This is a genomic window from Peribacillus sp. NPDC006672, from assembly GCF_050274955.1.
Lineage (GTDB): Bacteria > Bacillota > Bacilli > Bacillales > DSM-1321 > Peribacillus.
Genome location: NZ_JBNNOR010000006.1, coordinates 42,277 through 59,619, shown reverse-complemented (window position 1 = coordinate 59,619; position 17,343 = coordinate 42,277). Strand labels below are relative to the sequence as shown.

16 protein-coding genes and 1 pseudogene are annotated in these 17,343 nt (G+C 39.7%); 16 read left to right on the top strand and 1 reads right to left on the bottom strand.

Translation table 11 applies throughout. The features are described from left to right. Positions 1-2: 2 nt before the first annotated feature. The 5 genes from ACQKKK_RS11335 (at position 3) to ACQKKK_RS11315 (ending at position 5,469) form a co-directional block, all read left to right on the top strand. On the top strand, positions 3-1,274 hold the full coding sequence (locus ACQKKK_RS11335) for a peptidase (protein WP_427616279.1): 1,272 nt from the start codon (positions 3-5) through the stop codon (positions 1,272-1,274). A 92-nt stretch (positions 1,275-1,366) separates the two neighbouring features. Further along, a complete protein-coding gene (gene ablB / locus ACQKKK_RS11330) occupies positions 1,367-2,203 on the top strand; it encodes a putative beta-lysine N-acetyltransferase (protein WP_427616278.1) in 837 nt (278 codons plus the stop codon). An 80-nt stretch (positions 2,204-2,283) separates the two neighbouring features. Beyond that, positions 2,284-3,663 (top strand): sigma-54 interaction domain-containing protein, encoded by a 1,380-nt coding sequence (locus tag ACQKKK_RS11325; RefSeq protein ID WP_427616277.1) that lies wholly within the window; start codon positions 2,284-2,286, stop codon positions 3,661-3,663. Between the two features lie 119 nt (positions 3,664-3,782). Continuing rightward, positions 3,783-5,186 carry a lysine 2,3-aminomutase gene (ablA, locus tag ACQKKK_RS11320; RefSeq protein WP_427616276.1) on the top strand — a complete coding sequence of 468 codons (1,404 nt, stop codon included), beginning with the start codon at positions 3,783-3,785 and terminating at the stop codon, positions 5,184-5,186. A 1-nt stretch (position 5,187) separates the two neighbouring features. Further along, entirely contained in the window at positions 5,188-5,469 is a 282-nt protein-coding gene (locus tag ACQKKK_RS11315) for a YokU family protein (RefSeq protein ID WP_427616275.1), read from the top strand. A gap of 207 nt (positions 5,470-5,676) precedes the next feature. Here the strand turns inward: ACQKKK_RS11315 and ACQKKK_RS11310 are convergent, their stop codons facing one another. Next, positions 5,677-5,880 (bottom strand): hypothetical protein, encoded by a 204-nt coding sequence (locus ACQKKK_RS11310; protein WP_427616274.1) that lies wholly within the window; start codon positions 5,878-5,880, stop codon positions 5,677-5,679. Positions 5,881-6,112: 232 nt separating this feature from the next. Here ACQKKK_RS11310 and qoxA point away from each other — a divergent pair, with 232 nt between their 5' ends. The 11 genes and pseudogenes from qoxA (at position 6,113) to ACQKKK_RS11255 (ending at position 17,156) form a co-directional block, all read left to right on the top strand. Further along, on the top strand, positions 6,113-7,048 hold the full coding sequence (gene qoxA, locus ACQKKK_RS11305) for a cytochrome aa3 quinol oxidase subunit II (RefSeq protein WP_427616273.1): 936 nt from the start codon (positions 6,113-6,115) through the stop codon (positions 7,046-7,048). A 50-nt stretch (positions 7,049-7,098) separates the two neighbouring features. Further along, complete coding sequence (qoxB, locus tag ACQKKK_RS11300) at positions 7,099-9,054, top strand: cytochrome aa3 quinol oxidase subunit I (protein WP_427616272.1); 1,956 nt, start codon at positions 7,099-7,101, stop codon at positions 9,052-9,054. Then, a complete protein-coding gene (gene qoxC / locus ACQKKK_RS11295; protein WP_427616271.1) occupies positions 9,045-9,641 on the top strand; it encodes a cytochrome aa3 quinol oxidase subunit III in 597 nt (198 codons plus the stop codon). Before qoxB ends, qoxC begins: the two co-directional genes overlap by 10 nt. A 2-nt stretch (positions 9,642-9,643) precedes the next feature. Continuing rightward, a complete protein-coding gene (qoxD, locus tag ACQKKK_RS11290; protein ID WP_427616270.1) occupies positions 9,644-9,931 on the top strand; it encodes a cytochrome aa3 quinol oxidase subunit IV in 288 nt (95 codons plus the stop codon). An 813-nt stretch (positions 9,932-10,744) separates the two neighbouring features. Next, a pseudogene (locus ACQKKK_RS11285) lies at positions 10,745-10,819 on the top strand (lysine 2,3-aminomutase); the annotation flags it as partial. Positions 10,820-11,199: 380 nt separating this feature from the next. Next, positions 11,200-11,442, top strand: coding sequence for a YozE family protein (locus ACQKKK_RS11280; RefSeq protein ID WP_427616269.1), 243 nt, complete (start codon positions 11,200-11,202; stop codon positions 11,440-11,442). Between the two features lie 14 nt (positions 11,443-11,456). Further along, positions 11,457-13,223: an ATP-binding protein gene (locus ACQKKK_RS11275; RefSeq protein ID WP_427616268.1), complete on the top strand. Its 1,767-nt coding sequence runs from the start codon at positions 11,457-11,459 to the stop codon at positions 13,221-13,223. A gap of 175 nt (positions 13,224-13,398) precedes the next feature. Further along, a complete protein-coding gene (locus ACQKKK_RS11270; protein ID WP_427616267.1) occupies positions 13,399-14,106 on the top strand; it encodes a hypothetical protein in 708 nt (235 codons plus the stop codon). 176 nt (positions 14,107-14,282) lie between these two features. Beyond that, entirely contained in the window at positions 14,283-14,453 is a 171-nt protein-coding gene (locus ACQKKK_RS11265) for a YozD family protein (RefSeq protein WP_064505166.1), read from the top strand. Between the two features lie 241 nt (positions 14,454-14,694). Beyond that, the gene (deoD, locus tag ACQKKK_RS11260; protein WP_061463586.1) at positions 14,695-15,399 is read left to right on the top strand and encodes a purine-nucleoside phosphorylase; all 705 of its coding nucleotides are present in this window, start codon (positions 14,695-14,697) and stop codon (positions 15,397-15,399) included. Positions 15,400-15,698: 299 nt separating this feature from the next. Further along, on the top strand, positions 15,699-17,156 hold the full coding sequence (locus ACQKKK_RS11255; RefSeq protein ID WP_427616266.1) for a S41 family peptidase: 1,458 nt from the start codon (positions 15,699-15,701) through the stop codon (positions 17,154-17,156). Positions 17,157-17,343 lie beyond the last annotated feature (187 nt).

The following is a 17,343-nucleotide window of genomic DNA, read 5'->3' as shown; positions in this document are numbered from 1 at the left end:
GAATGGATATGTATGAGGAAAAAATAAGAAAATGGTTAAATGATTCAAGGACGGATGGGATTCAGCTTTTGCAAAAACTGGTTCAGGAACCGAGCAAAAGGGGGCAAGAAGGAAGTGCACAAGCGATAGTGGTCGAGAAGTGCAGACAACTTGGTCTTGAAATAGATCTATGGGAAATCGGGGATGAACAATTAAGGAAACATCCCCATTTTTATTGTGACCGCAGGGATTTTAAAGGGAATCCGAACCTCGTCGCTATTAAAAGAGGAACCGGTAAGGGGAAATCCCTAATTTTAAACGGCCATATTGATGTAGTTCCTGAAGGAGATCATGCAGCATGGCATGATGATCCATATAGCGGCAAGTTAAAAGACGGGAAAGTGTACGGGCGGGGAACGACAGATATGAAAGGCGGCAATGTTTCTTTATTGCTAGCCATTGAAGCGATCGTCGAATCTGGAATCCAATTAAAGGGGGATTTGATTTTTCAGAGTGTGATTGAGGAGGAAAGCGGTGGTGCCGGTACACTTGCGGCAGTCATCCGAGGGTACGAAGCTGATGGGGCAATCATTCCGGAGCCTACCAATATGAAACTCTTTCCTTTACAGCAAGGTTCGATGTGGTTTCGACTGAAAATAAAGGGCAAGTCTGCACATGGAGGCACGAGGTATGAAGGAGTCAGTGCAATTGATAAATCGGTTGGTGTAATGAAAGAAATCAAGAGGCTTGAACAAGAACGGAATGAGTCACTCCGTCATTCACTCTATAAAAATGTACCGATCCCCATTCCGATCAACATAGGGAGCATTCAAAGTGGGAATTGGCCTTCTTCCGTGCCGGATATAGCCGTTCTTGAAGGCAGATTCGGCATCGCACCGACAGAGACCATGGAAGAGGCACAGAATTCGCTGATACAGCGAATAGATGCTTTAAACCAGAGTGATGAATGGTTCAAAGAAAAACCTATTGAATTAGAATGGTTTGGTGCCAGATGGCTGCCTGGCAATCTCGAAATGGATCATCCGCTTATGAAAACCATTGGCACATACTATGAAAAAGTGTTGGGGGAAGCAGCGCTTGTCGAAGCGTCCCCTTGGGCGACGGATGGTGGGTATCTTTCATCGGTTGGCTCGACTCCCGTAGTTGTATTTGGGCCAGGGGAAACGAAAATGGCCCATGATTCCAACGAATATATAGAAGTGGATAAAATGATGGAGGTTGCAGAAATCATCGCATTAACCATAATTGAATGGTGTGGCGCGGAACAGCAATAATTATTTTCCCCGGGGTCTGATTCTAGAAATGGTCAGGCCTTCTGTCACAATCATCGATTGATGTGAAAGGAGCGAGACAAATGGAGGCGGGAATGATTGAAAAAAGAATTCAAAAGCAAAGGTGCACAATACATATCACGATCGACCAATTTAATAAGCGGGTCAGGGTTGATGATTATCTAGGTAATTTTCAAGAATGCGTAGAGGAGTCTTTGAAGGTGGCTAAAGGTATTTCAGCAGAGAAAATCATTTTCAAGGCACGCAAGGAAAACGTTATGGAATTGCTTGCCCAAGGCTTTCTATATGAAGGAAGCATCGATAAATTCTTCTTGGGAAGCGATTGTTTCTTCCTTGTTAAATATAACCGGAATGAAAGACGTAACAGTGCAGAATGGGAGAAGGAAGATCAAATCCTTACCGATGTTCAGAGTCTGCCGACAAAATCCGGACTAGATGATCCGCCGTCAGCCTATCAAGGTCGTAAAGCAGAAGTTACCGATGCACTTCAGCTGGCCCAATTGTATGGTAAGGTTTTCGAAGTGTATCCCACACCGATGAATGATCCGGTATATGTGAAAAAGTGCATCGAAATGGGAACAGTTTTTTATATTTATGTCCATGAAGGCAGGATCGTCAGTGCTGCTTCAGCAGAAATTGATTCCTTTTATCATAATGCGGAAATCACTGATTGTGCGACATTGCCGGAACATCGGCAGTACGGTTTGATGAAACACTTAATTTCCGCACTTGAAGACTATCTTATTTCGCATGGAATTTTTTGTATCTATTCAATTGCCCGGTCGCTTTCATTCGGTATGAATGCTGCATTGCACCAGCAGGGTTACTCGTACCGCGGACGTTTAGCTAATAATTGTTACATATACAATAAACTGGAAGATATGAACCTTTGGGTGAAAAATTACACATGATGGCTCATTTTTAGGCGGTTCATGACAAGTTTTTGGCATTTCCTCATATACATCTAGCAAGAGACTTGAGGAGGGATATCTTGCCAAGTGAATTTTTTAATACAAGTGAAGTATTGGAAGCGATATTAGAAACCATCGACGAAGGCATTCATGTGATAGATCCAAAAGGACAGACCATATTTTATAACGGAGTGGCGGCCAAGCATGATGGAATGAAAAGAAGTGAAGTGCTTGGAAAACCGTTGCTTGAAGCCTTCCCTTCTTTAAATCACAAATCATCGACATTACTACGAGTCATTAAATCTGAAAAACCTATCTACAACTATAGCCAATCGTATGTAAATGCACATGGGCGAATCATTGAGACGCTAAATACGACGCTCCCCATATATGTAGATGGAGTTATGATAGGTGCAATAGAAATTGCTAAGGATTATTCAAGCTTAAAGCAGTTATCTGAAAGGTTAGCTGACCTGGAAAGCTCGCTCAAAACAATCAAAAGTCCTGAAAAAAAACCGCATGGGAACGTCGGTTTGTATTCGTTCACTGAAATCCTCACTAGTGATAATGGGTTTAAAGGTTTGATATCACAAGGGAAAAAGGCTTCCCGCTCCTCATCATCGGTATTGGTTTATGGGGAAAGCGGTGTGGGAAAAGAGCTTTTCGTTCAGAGTATCCACCAGGCTTCCACTCGCAGGAAAGAACCATTCATCGCGCAAAATTGTGCTGCCCTACCAGAAAGTTTATTGGAATCGCTTCTATTCGGTACGGCAAAAGGAAGCTACACTGGTGCTGTTGAACGTCAGGGATTGTTTGAATTAGCCAACGGCGGAACCTTGTTTTTGGATGAATTGCAATCGATGCCGATTGACTTGCAGGCAAAGCTTCTGCGTGTGCTAGAAGATGGCTTCATCAGGAGGATAGGCGGCACAAAGAGTGTACGGGTGGATGTCAGGATCATGGCAGCGATGAATATAGATCCGAAAAAGGCGGTATCGGAAAACAGGCTAAGGCCGGATTTATTTTACCGATTGAACGTATTGAGCTATGAGCTGCCTCCGTTAAGGGAGCGGACTGATGACATCGCCCTTCTTACCGACCATTTCATCTCAATTTTTAACAGTAAATTAGGACTGTCCATAAAGGGCATTGATGAGAAGGCAAAGGTTTTTTTTCGGAAATATCATTGGCCTGGTAATGTAAGGGAGCTTAAACATACGATAGAATTCATGATGAACCATACGGAGAATGATGTTTTGAATCTTGAAGTTTTGCCCCAATTTTTAAAAAAGCCCACTCCATCAGAAAAAATACTTCCGCTTCGTGAAGCCATGATTGAGATGGAAACAAAATTGATTACCGAGGCCCTTCTTCAAACGAACGGCAACGTTTTCCAGGCATCGAAACTATTGCAAATTCCAAGACAGACCTTGCAATATAAAATAAAAAAACATATTTGAATGGAAAAAAACCGGATGCAGCCAGCGATCCGGTTTTTTTTATGGGCATTCGAATTTTTGGGTCATCTTGGCACCCTTCTTGCATTTAATACTATTATCATAATTCAGGAGGGAAAACCATGTTATTTGACTTATATAAGCCAGATCGCAATTGGAAAGATATAGAGCTCTGGAAAGATGTAACCGAAGAACAATGGAACAACTGGCTGTGGCAGCTTACGAATACGATCCGGACTGTTGATGATTTGAAAAAAGTGATAAACCTGACACCGGATGAAGAGGAAGGTGTGAGGATTTCCACAAAAACCATTCCATTGAATATCACCCCATACTATGCTTCGTTAATGAATAAAGATGACCCAAGGTGTCCAATCAGGATGCAATCGGTCCCAATCTCGGAAGAAATGCATAAAACCAAATATGACATGGAAGACCCCCTTCATGAGGATGAGGACTCCCCTGTACCGGGACTGACCCATAGATATCCTGATCGCGTCCTTTTTTTGGTAACGAATCAGTGCTCCATGTACTGCCGTTATTGTACGAGAAGACGTTTTTCAGGGCAAATCGGAATGGGCGTGCCCAAAAAACAATTGGACGCTGCAATAGGTTATATACGTGACACACCGGCTGTTCGGGATGTCCTTATTTCCGGCGGGGACGGATTATTGATTAATGACACGATCCTTGAATATATTCTTAAAAACTTAAGGGAAATCCCTCACGTTGAAATAATTAGGATAGGTACGCGGGCCCCGGTTGTTTTTCCTCAACGAATTACTGAAAATTTATGTACCATTTTAAAAAAATATCATCCGGTTTGGCTGAATACTCATTTCAATACCTCGATAGAAATTACCGAAGAGTCAAAGAAAGCGTGTGAGATGCTTGCCGATGCAGGGGTACCTGTGGGCAATCAGGCCGTTATTTTAGCGGGGATAAATGACAGTGTCGCTATCATGAAAAAGCTGATGCATGACCTTGTCAAGATTCGGGTGCGACCTTACTATATTTATCAGTGCGATCTGTCGGAAGGCATCGGTCATTTCAGGGCTCCCATATCAAAAGGGATTGAAATCATCGAGGGGCTACGTGGCCATACATCCGGGTATGCTGTACCTACATTTGTCGTCGATGCTCCAGGGGGGGGAGGGAAAATCACACTGCAGCCGAATTATATCCTTTCACAATCTCCAACAAAAACGGTGCTGCGAAATTTTGAAGGTGTGATAACCACATATCCTGAACCTGAGCAATATACTCCTGGACTTGCGGATGATTATTTCAAAGGGGTATATCCTGAAATGGAAGAAAAACATTCAGATTTAGGAATCGCTGGTTTGATGAACGACAAGCAATTCAATTTAGTACCTGAAGGGCTGAAGCGAATGAATCGCCGGGAAAATTACGTGACCAACCCAGAACATGCTTCATTGAAAAACCAGCGTGAAAAGAGAGATCTGTTAAAAGAAAAGAAATACCAGGCACAGCAAAAAAAGAGCACTCCAAAGGGAGATGAATAGCATGGAGATGTGTCCATGGTGTGAGAAAGGGAAGCTTGCATCAGTAAAGGGGACGGTGTATTGGGAACTGCCGGATGGTTCGAGGGCTGTTGAAATTGATGAAACGCCATCGTTCTATTGTGATAATTGCCATGCGCTATTTCAGAGTGATGAAACGACTAAAGAGATTGAAGACCAGCTGTTTTTAATTGATGCGAAACAGTTAGGGAAACAGACGACGTATGACGAGTTATTCAAGATGAAGCGGGTGTTAAAACGGAATTATTTTGATTTTGGGAAATAACCAAATAATTAGAAGTTGCCTCATCTCTTTTTTGGTGAGGTTTTTCTATGCGCCCGGCTGTGCGGTCAATAGGGTGCACACCCCGAACGGTAAAGGCATTAGTCGCGGTTGCTTTCCGTGGTGAAGCGGAATTCTGAAGGGAGCAAGCGTTAAAAGAGGTCTTTTGAAATTTCTTCAATGGGTATTAGGGTAGATGAAAAAGCACTGTTAAAACGCTTTGGTAATGTGCTTGTAAATCTTACCAGGTAACAGCAACACAGTGACAATAGATGCAATTAATCCGATTATTGCTAGACATAATAAAGGACGAGGGAGTTCCTTAAATTTTTTTAGCTTTTTAGAGAACAAAGCTGGAGCATCACCGCCATCTGGGAGGTTCATAAGGAGTGTTGTTACCCTAAAAATTTTCATCTTCACTCCCCTTACTTTGCCCACTAGGAATAAAAAAATCCATGCAGTATCTCCTCACATATTCAAATTCCTTTTCAAGTAGGTATTTAGATTACCTGTTTCTCTGAACATTCCCCAATTGAATTCCTACATATTCATCCCGCCTTTAAATGTGATTGTGAGAAATTACCACTCTTAATAAGCATTTTTTGGGATAACTTAGAAATGAAATCTTAAAAGAAAGGATAAATATATGAAAACAAAATGGGTTTTATTAGCCATTCTTTCTTCCATTGTGCTTTCTGGCTGTGAATCATTAGCGGTCTTAGATCCTAAAGGACCTCAAGCCCAAACGCAAGCCAATGTGATTTGGCTATCAATTGCGATAATGGCAGTTATTGTTATTGTTGTTTGTGCTATTTTAGTCTTTGTGTTAACGAAATACCGAGACTCTAAACTACCTAAAGATTATGAACCACCCTACATTGAAGGGAATCATGTTGTTGAAACGATTATTGTTGGGGTGCCAATTTTAATCGTCATTTTCTTCTCCGTTGTTTCTGTAATTTCCAACAATAAAGTGGAAGCCACTCCAGAAGGGTACAAAGGTCAAGATCCATTAGTTATTTATGCTTCTTCATCTGACTGGAAGTGGCATTTTAGTTATCCAGAAAACGATATCGAGACAGTAAACTACTTGTATATTCCAACAAATCGACCGCTTGAATTTAAACTTTATTCATTCGGGCCTATCACGAGTTTCTGGATTCCACAACTTGGCGGTCAAAAATATGCCATGTCTAACATGGTGACCACATTACACTTAGCAGCGGACGAATCAGGGGAAATGATGGGTCGAAATGCAAACTTTAGTGGGAAAGGATTCGCTGAAAATATGTTCCACGTCGAAGCGATGTCTCAGGATAGGTTTGATAAATGGGTAAAGGAAGTTAAAGAAACTGCGAAACCTATTACTGCAGTAAGATTCAATGAACTATTAAAACCGGGTCATGAAGGACAGTTAACGTTTACTGGAACTCATTTAGACTTCTCACCAGCCCCAGAAGGTGAAAATGCTGGACATCATCATGGCTCAAGTGACTCTAACGTAAATTCAAAAGGTGAACATATGGAGCATGATCATAAGTCAAGTAATAGTAAAGAAAAACCAGTACACAATCATGAATAATTTCTTAGTCTATCTCAAGAAAAATATTTTCAGAAAGGAAACACAAACGTATGGGTTTTTTCTCTAGATTTCTTATACCTAATCCTAGTCCCGTTCTTTACTCATCAATGGTGGCCATTGGTATTACTGTTCTCTTGATCATTGTTGGTTTAACCCACTTTAAAAAATGGTTTTTTTTATGGAGTGGCTGGCTTACAACAGTCGATCATAAAAGAATAGGTATTATGTATCTAATATCTGCTTTGTTGATGCTATTTCGTGGTGGGGTAGATGCTGTGATGATGCGTGCGCAACTTGCCGTACCGGATAACAAATTATTAGATTCACAGCACTATAATGAAATTTTTTCAACACACGGGGTTGTGATGATTCTCTTTATGGCGATGCCGTACATTATGGCCTTAATGAATTTCGTAGTGCCATTACAAATAGGAGCCCGAGATGTAGCATTCCCACGTCTAAATGCCATAAGTTTCTGGTTATTTTTTATGGGTGCGATGCTATTCAACATCTCTTTTGTAATTGGTGGTTCGCCTGATGCAGGATGGACATCTTATTTCCCGCTTGCAGGTAATGAATTTAGCCCGCATGTTGGAACGAATTATTATATGATTGGTATTCAGATAGCCGGAATAGGTACATTAATGACGGGGATTAACTTTTTGACGACTATTCTTAAAATGAGAGCACCCGGTATGACATTAATGAAAATGCCAATGTTTACATGGTCTTCTTTAGTCACAAGCATTATTATCATCTTCGCATTCCCTGTATTAACAGTGGCGCTGATCATGGGAACAATGGATCGACTATTCGCAACCAAGTTTTTCACAATGACTGATGGCGGTATGGATATGCTTTGGGCAAACCTGTTCTGGGTTTGGGGACATCCTGAAGTCTATATCTTAATCTTGCCTGCATTTGGTCTTTTCAGTGAGATTATCCCAACCTTTTCACGACGTAACCTATATGGCTATCGATCAATGGTTGCTTCAATGGTATTTATCTCTATATATTCATTCTTCGTTTGGACGCACCATTTCTTTACAATGGGGCAAGCTGCATATGTTAATAGTATTTTCTCGATTACAACGATGGTCATTGCTATTCCGACTGGAATCAAGATCTTTAACTGGTTGTTCACGATGTGGAAAGGTAGAATCAGATTTACCGTACCTATGCTTTATTCAATAGGTTTCATACCTCTTTTCACAATCGGTGGAGTTACCGGGGTTATGCTTGCGATGTCAGCAGCGGATTATCAATACCATAATACAATGTTTTTAGTAGCTCACTTCCACAATGTCATTATTCCGGGTGTAGTATTTGCTGTGCTTGGTGCCGGAACTTACTACTGGCCGAAAATGTTTGGTTTCATGTTGAATGAAAGGATTGGGAAATGGGCGTTCTGGTTTTTAACCATTGGTTTTTGCTTAGCATTCTTCCCTATGTATATCACTGGTTTAGATGGTCAAGCACGTCGTATATACACTTACTCTGAATCGACTGGATTTGGACCATTGAATATGATTTCGTTTATCGGGGCAGCTTTAATGGCAATCAGCTTTGTATTAATCGTATATACGATTTACTATAGCATTCGCCATGCTCCAAGAGATGTTAGTGATGATCCGTGGGATGCACGTTCCCTTGAATGGGCTACTCATAATCCAGTACCAGAATATAACTTTGCTATTATTCCACAAGTGAACTCAAGGGAAACGTTTTGGGATGCTAAATATAAAGGTCATGAATTATTCAAGGGTGACTATGAAAAAATTCATATGCCCAATAACAGCGGCGTACCGTTTATCATGTCCTGTATCTTCTTTGTCTTTGGATTTGCGTTAGTATTCAGCATCTGGTTTCTTGCGATTATTGGGTTAATCGGTATCTTTGTTTGCATGGCTCATCGTTCATTCGAAATAGATCATGGGCATTACATTTCTGTAGAAGAAATTAAAGAAACAGAAGCAAAATTTAGGGGTGTTAATAAATGGAAATAGATCACTCGCAACCTCTTGAATATAGTACAGAACAAAATCGTCTAAATATTTTAGGCTTCTGGATTTTCCTTGGAGCCGAAATTATGCTTTTTGCAACACTCTTTGCATCATATTTTACATTAGTTGATCGTACGGGTAATGGTCCTACTGGAGCAGAAATTTTTGAAATCACTCCAGTTCTTGCTGAAACATTCTTGCTCTTAACAAGCAGTTTTGTCATCGGGCTTGGAATTCATGCCATGCGACTTGGCAACAAGAAAGCCATGTTGACATTCTTCGTAATCACTCTCCTGCTTGGGTTAGGATTCTTAGGATTTGAAATTACTGAGTTCATTACCTATTATCGCGAAGGAGCTACACTGCAAACTAGTGCATTTACATCGATACTCTTTACAACATTAGGGACACATGGAGCACATGTTACGCTAGGACTTTTCTGGGGGTTATTTATTATCCTTCAAGTGAAAAAACGCGGGTTGACACCTGTAACAGCCAATAAATCCTTCATTTTCTCTCTTTACTGGCATTTCTTAGATATCGTTTGGATCTTCATCTTCACCTTTATCTACATGAAAGGAATGACATAAACATGAAGGACTTATTCCCGGCTAAACAAGTATGGGGTTTTGTATTTTCATTGATTTTGACGTTTGTAGCTCTTTTGGTTTACTTCTTCAATATGTCAAAAGCAACAGGCATGACGATTTTTATATTGACAGCATTCATACAAGCAGCTGTTCAACTAGTTGTGTTTATGCATGCTCGTGAAACTGATGATAGCAAATCAATTTTTATGACTCTATATTGCGCTATATTCCTAGCTCTAATTACTGTCTTCGGTACAATACTATGTATGGTCTGGGGTTGGAGTTATTGATATGAAACAGCTTGGGAAACAGAAGGCGTATTATGAGTAATTGAAGTTCAAATAGGGAAAAGCTTATAATGCCCTATCATAATATAACTGCTGATAAATTCCAATTTTAAAAAGCGACCTTCATTTAAGGGGTACGGCTTTTGTCATTACCTTTTAAGGTTATTCCAACCCCTATGAGAATTCAGTCTTAGCTACTGGATCTCAACGTTCTACTCTAATGGATTTATTGTTATTTTAGTATATGTATTTAATGTTTTGTCAGAAGTACCTCTTTTGGAATCTAACTAATGAGGGGTAAAAGTAGAAAGATTCTTTCATTTTCTAACGGAGAAATCGATTCTTTAGTGACAGAAACATGCGAAATGCTGGGGGGAAATAGCCGCTGATAGTGCGGATTCAGATAGCCATCTAAGGGGAAAAATGTTTAATAAACTATTAGGGAAAAGTAATAGCAAGGTGTTTGGAGGATGGGAAGAGTACCAAAAAGAAATTTCCTATTTCTCCAGATGCAATGAAAGCTTATCAAGAACTTCATCGTGAAAATCCTACTCGTGAGTTAAAGACTGGATTTTTTACAGCAAATAAAAGCAATAAATAATATAGAAAACCTAACAATAGAGTTCAATTGAAAGGCAAGTAGAGATGATTATTCTGTACTTGCTTTTTAATTTCCGAATTATAGCATTATACTCCTGGACTTGCGGATAATTATTTCAAAGGGTATATCCTGATATGGGAGATAAAGGATCAGATATAGGTGTATCAGGTTTAATGAACAACAAGCAATTCAATTAAGTGCCTGAAGGACTGTAGCGAATGAATCGACGGGAAAATTACGTGACCAACCCGGAGCATGCTACATTAAAAAATCAACGTGAAAAGCGAGATTAATTAAAAGAAAAGAAATTCCAGGCACAACAAAAAAAGAGTACTCCAAAAGGGGATGAATAACATGGAAACTTGTCCATGGTGTGAGAAAGGGAAGGCTGCATCGGTAAAGGGGACAGTATATTTGGAACTGCCGGATGGTTCAGCGTGTATAAGTACAAAAAATTTCCCGCCTTTAAAAGGATGGAAGTAATCAAAGAATGAGAAGGATATTTACATTGCATTTGCAGCTTATGTCGAATGCAGTTCTTGTTGAAAAATTGTGCATTTCCGTAATTCTAGGAAGAAAAAACCAATTTGATTTCTAAAAAAGTGGACGGAAGCGAAAGTTTCCGATATATTAAAGCAGAAATCTTAGTAATTTAGGGGGGCTCGACATTATGAGACCATTTTATTTATATTTAATGAAATTTCGACAACCAAAGGAAATTGATGCAATCACTAAATTTGCCAATCATGCCTATCAGGATCATGGCTTCCCAAAACAGTCGACTGATTATAATGAAGTGAGCAGCTATTTAGAATTGAATGCAGACTATCTCGAAAGTATGTCGGTATTCGATCATGCATGGGAACAATATGTCCAAATAGAAGAAGGACTCTTATTGGGAGATCAGGAATAGGGAGGATTGGAAGGATGCTTAAAAGCCTTCAAACTCGAATTTTGCTTTATTCTTTACTTATAGCAAGTGTTCCTGTTCTGATATTGGGAATCATATCCTATGAATCACAACGGTCCCTGCTGGAAAAGGAAGCAAAAAATTCCTTGAATGCAGGTTCGCTGAATATTGTTAATGAAACATATATCTATTTGAACGAACGGATCAGTGATGTGAAGTTAATGAGTGCAAATTCGGTAATCATCAATCCCGACTCTTCAAAAGAAGAGAGGTCAGTTGAACTAAAAAAGTTTATCGATGCAAAAAGAAATTATTACGGTGTCTTGCATTTGGATATGGAAGGTAATGTCATTGCAGATACCTCCAATAAAATGATCGGGGATAACCTCGCGAAGAGAATATGGTTCAAAGAGGCCAAAGAAGGTCATGTATTCCTTTCTGACGTATATAAAACCCAGGCTTACTCAAAACCCATAATAGCTTTAAGTGCGCCGGTATATGATAATACAGGGAAGATGACCGGTGTTGTGTCTCCAGCTTTCCGATTGGAAGGGCTTTGGGAGATGATGGAGAAAAAGGCTGATGAAATTAGCGGTAAATACCCAGTGAACTTTTTCATGATTAATCAAGAAGGTATCATGATTTCGAAAAAAAACCCACATGGCGTCATTCAGGATTCAGCCTTGGAGGAAATGGGATTAACGAAGGAAAAATTGATGGAAGCTTCGTTATCGGATGAATTGTACAGTGCAGAGAATGGGGAAAAAATTCATTCTATCCAGCCTGTCCATACGACAGCACAAACGGAGAATAAATGGTTTGTTGTTGTTGGTGCAGATAAGAAACAGGTGTTTCAGCCTTTGAATGACCTTTTATCACGGTATCTGACCATCTACAGCATCGTATTTGTTTCAATCATTCTGGCAGTCTATTTACTTACAAAGACTCTTGTGCGGCCAGTTCAAGATCTTGTCGAAGCGACAGAAGATTTCATTGAAGGGAAGGAATTCGTCGTTTCCCATAAAAGAAGCTTCGAAGAAATGGAAAAACTGAACCTCGCCTTTCTAAGAATGATGGAAACGATAGAAGATCGTGAAAAGGAAATCGTCCGTACGGAAAAATTAAAATACGTTGGCCAGCTTGCTGCCGGGGTCGCCCATGAAATCAGGAACCCGCTGACGACAATAAAGGGCTTTTTCCAACTATTGAAGAGCCAGGATCATGATAAAGCATTAATAGAAAAATATAGTGATGTCATGCTGCATGAAGTGGATCGGGTAAATGTATTCGTGACACAGCTTCTTGATTTGGCTAAACCTCATCAATTAGAATGGGAAAAAATAGATTTAAAAGATTTCCTTGATGAAATTATAGCTACCTATACTTCTTCAATTCCTAGTTCTCCTGTAAAGTTAATTAATGGAGTGACACAATCCGTCTTTGTTTATTCAGACAGAAACCGGTTAAGACAGGTCCTCTTGAATGTCCTGAATAACTCTTATGAAGCTATCGAAGCAAAAGGGCAGATTGAACTGCAACTGACTGCCGAGTCCCAATATATAAAATTAATGGTCAGAGATGATGGAAAAGGCATCAATCCCAAGAATTTAAAAAATATCGGCATGCCTTTTTATACCACTAAACCTGATGGAAACGGCTTAGGTGTAGCGACCTGCATCCAGATAATGGAGGAATTAAAAGGGGAATTCCAAATTGAGAGTGTTCACGACGAAGGAACGAAAGTGACACTGATTATCCCTACTACGAACCGTCTCATCAAATGAGACGGCTTTTTAGTCGTAGTAAAATAATGTACAAGGTTTTTCATTCCCCTTTAATAAAATGGCAAGTTACTTATCTAAATGAGCAAAATGCCCTCTCTTTTCCATTAACCTCCATGTTTGTTTGTGCATATAATTTACTAATCAACGATAAGGACCATATTGGGGGATGTCTCTTATGGGCAAAAAAAAACAGCCGAAATTCAAAATAGGCGATACAGTCGTAATAACAATGTATGGGACAGTCGGGAAAATAACCGATGTAAAATTTCTCGATGGTGCTTATGTGTATGAAGTGAACTACAGTGAAGGTCTTTATATCGAAAAAACATTGCAATCCATAAATGAATATGAAGGAGAAATCCTTTATCAAAAAGAACAAATCGATATTGAATATAAATATTTATTAGGTGACTTAGTCCAGGTAGATGGATATGAACAGGATTATTTCAAGATTATCGGTTATCGAACGGAGATTTGGCGCTATAAGGAAAATGCCTGGGAGGATGTAATCTATGAGTTATCAAGAATCTCGGATGGTGAATGGCTTGAAGCGCATGAAGAAGAACTGACTCTGATAGCCGATGCTAAACGTGCAGATGGAATCATTAAAAAGTTAGGACTGCTCCTTTCTAAAAAGAATAATGAGCTTGCTATCATTGCTAAACAAAACAACCCTGGTAAAGGTGAGCGAGAAATGACAATGACAAAAAATGAAAAAAAGGAAATGATTGATGGACTGTTGGATTTATATAATGATTATTGTAAGCTCTATGAACATTTTGGCGATGATGAATATCGTCATATCATGAAGATCGCCCTTGCTAAAATTGAAAAAGCGGCAGAGGAAATTTACCCAGATCATAAAAAAAAGCAAACGAAGTAAAAGGTATGCCAAATTTTTAAAGGGCCAATTTCCAAGTTTCTAAAAAAAACCCATATAATTGGCCGCGAATGGACCATGGTAAATGTAGGTCCTTAAAATGATTTTCCATAATGGAATGCCTTACTGGAATATTTGTCTCTACACACTCATAGACCTTTAATTAAGGGGGCGATGATTTGCGAGAAATTGAGGTTTTTATTGATACAGAAGAGATAGCGGAATTCTTTTTTCAAGAATTGATAAGACGGGGCTATCTTCCAACAGAAGCTGAAGTTGAAGATCTTGCTGACATCACATTCGAGTATCTTCTTGAAAAATGCATAATTGATGAAGAAGTCGATGAGTAACCTGTCATACGACGGTTAGCAGCTTCCTTTCCCTTACTTTTAAAAACCATTAAAAAAAGACGGCGGGCCTCCGCCGTTTTGTTTGCAATTTAGAAGAGGGCGCCAAAAGCCTTTTCTAGATTACCAATTTCCTTATCTTTTAAGTCTTTTGGATAAGGTTCAATTTTCCTAACTTGTGGCTGATATGGTATAGTAGTTTTTGAATATCATTTCAACCACAAGTTAAGGAGGACATAGTTGTATGAGCGTACATATTGGTGCAAAAGAAAATGAAATTGCGGAAACGGTCTTACTTCCTGGTGATCCGTTGCGTGCAAAATATATTGCTGAAACGTTTTTAGAGGATGCTAAACTTTACAATGAAGTTCGTAACATGTTCGGATATACAGGGACGTATAAAGGGAAACGAATTTCTGTCCAAGGCACAGGCATGGGTGTCCCGTCCATTTCCATCTACGTAAATGAATTGATGAACAGCTATAATGTCCAGAAACTGATTCGTGTGGGAACTGCGGGAGCCATTCAAAAAGATGTAAAAGTCAGGGATGTAATCCTTGCGATGAGCGCTTCCACCGATTCCCAAATGAACCGCATGACTTTCGGAGGAGTGGATTTTGCCCCAACCGCGGATTTCGATTTACTAAGAAAAGCTTATGACGCGGGCACGGCTAAGGGCTTGCAATTGAAGGTCGGCAATGTGTTTACGGCCGATCAGTTTTATAACGATAATAGTGAATTGGAAAAATGGGCAAAATACCAAATCCTTGCGATAGAAATGGAATCAGCGGCCCTATACACGCTTGCTGCTAAATTTGGCCGCCAAGCTTTATCTGTATTAACAATTTCCGATCACATCTTAACAGGTGAGGAAACATCGTCGGATGAGCGCCAGTCAACTTTTAACGAAATGGTTGAAGTGGCATTGGAAGCAGCTATCCAAGACTGATAATTGACTGTGTTACAGGCGGGTGGCCAGGAATAAGTGATGCTGTTTAATGACAGTTGGGATAGAGGCTCATTCATTCCTTGGTATCCGCATTTTTGTAATGTCAGAGGCTCCATTCAGGAATTGCCTGGGTGTCCTTCGTGCTTTCCATTTGATTTAACATTTACTAGGGGTTAAAAAAATACATATGATCATAAGTTGTTATTTTTGATAACAATTATTTTTCGATTGACATGAAAGCTGATAAAATAGAATGAAATCGTTTATATCGTCATGAAGAATGAAAGTGGTGAGGCTAAGTGGAAGAAGAAAATCAAAAACAGCCAAAAGAGGCAGGGAAATTCATTAAAATAAAGAAGTTTACTTTTATTATGGGGATTTTCTTAGTCATATTTCTAACAGCAGGGATTACTACAATAGCCTTGACCTTTGGAGATGAAAAAGTAGAGTCATTAGCACCTGATAAACATTCGGAATTTGAAAAGCTGTATTCTACATACGATACAATAAAAGATAACTATTATGAAGAAATTGATCAAGAAAAGCTGGTGGACGGGGCAATTAATGGAATGATCAAATCATTGGATGACCCCTACTCTGCTTATATGGATAAAAAGGAAGCATCAAGTTTCCATGAGAGCATCTCTTCATCTTTTGAAGGAATCGGTGCTGAGATCCAGGAGCAGGATGGAAAAATCATGGTCGTCTCACCAATAAAAGGGTCCCCAGCAGAAAAAGCAGGGGTAAAACCGAATGATATCATTTTGAGTGTGAACGGTAAAAGCGTTGAAGGACTAAGTTCTTCTGAAGCTGTCCTGAAAATAAGGGGCAAAAAGGGTACGAAAGTGGATTTATCCATCTCAAGAGCTGGTGAGTCGGAACCGATGGAGCTCACGATTAAACGTGACACAATTCCGATTGAAACAGTTTATGCGGAAATGCTTGATGATGGAGTTGCAAAAATTCAAGTGACCAGTTTTTCCGAACATACTGTCGGAGAGCTGAAAACGTCGCTTGAAGAGATGTCGAAGAAGGATATGAAGGGTCTGGTATTGGATTTGCGAGGAAACCCAGGGGGACTGCTTGACCAAGCAATAGAAATGGCAAGCCTGTTCATACCTAATGGGAAAGTTGTCCTTCAAGTTGAGGAGCGCAGCGGGAAAAAAGAAGTTTATAAATCGAAGAATGATGGAGAACTGAAGATACCGGTAGTCGTATTGATTGATGATGGCAGTGCCAGTGCTTCTGAAATTGTCGCGGCCGCTGTCAGTGAATCTGCGGACATTCCTTTGATTGGTGTCAAATCATTTGGAAAAGGGACTGTGCAGACTGCCCAAGACTTTAAAGATGGGTCTAACTTCAAATATACGGCAGCCAAATGGTTGACTCCTGAAGGCAATTGGATTCATAAAAAAGGGATCAAGCCGGATATTAATGTGAAACTTCCCGATTATGCTAGCCTTCCGTACATTTCACCTGATAAGGAATTGAAAGCTTCTGATTCTTCCAGTGAAGTGAAAGCAGCCGAAGAGATGCTGAAGGAAGCAGGCCATGATCCAGGTAAGATAGATGGATTCTTTGATGAAGCAACCACAAATGCGGTAAAAGCGTTCCAAAGGGAACAAAAAATTAAAGAAACTGGTACCATTAAAGATGATACTACCGTGAAATTGATGCAGGTCATCCGGGAAAAAATACTTAAAAATGACACACAAGTGAAAAAAGCGGTAGAAGTATTAAAAAAAGAAATCAAATAATGTTTTTTACTGAAAAGCCTGTCAGCGATTATCGTTGGCAGGCTTTTTTGTCGTTCAATGAATAGTATTCCAATATAAGGTAAAGATATGGTTAATTTTCCGATGAGGTGAGGTAATGAAAGAAAAGGTACTGTTCATATATCTAATGGTCTTGATTCTGGCACCTATGCCCCTTTACCCAAACAAA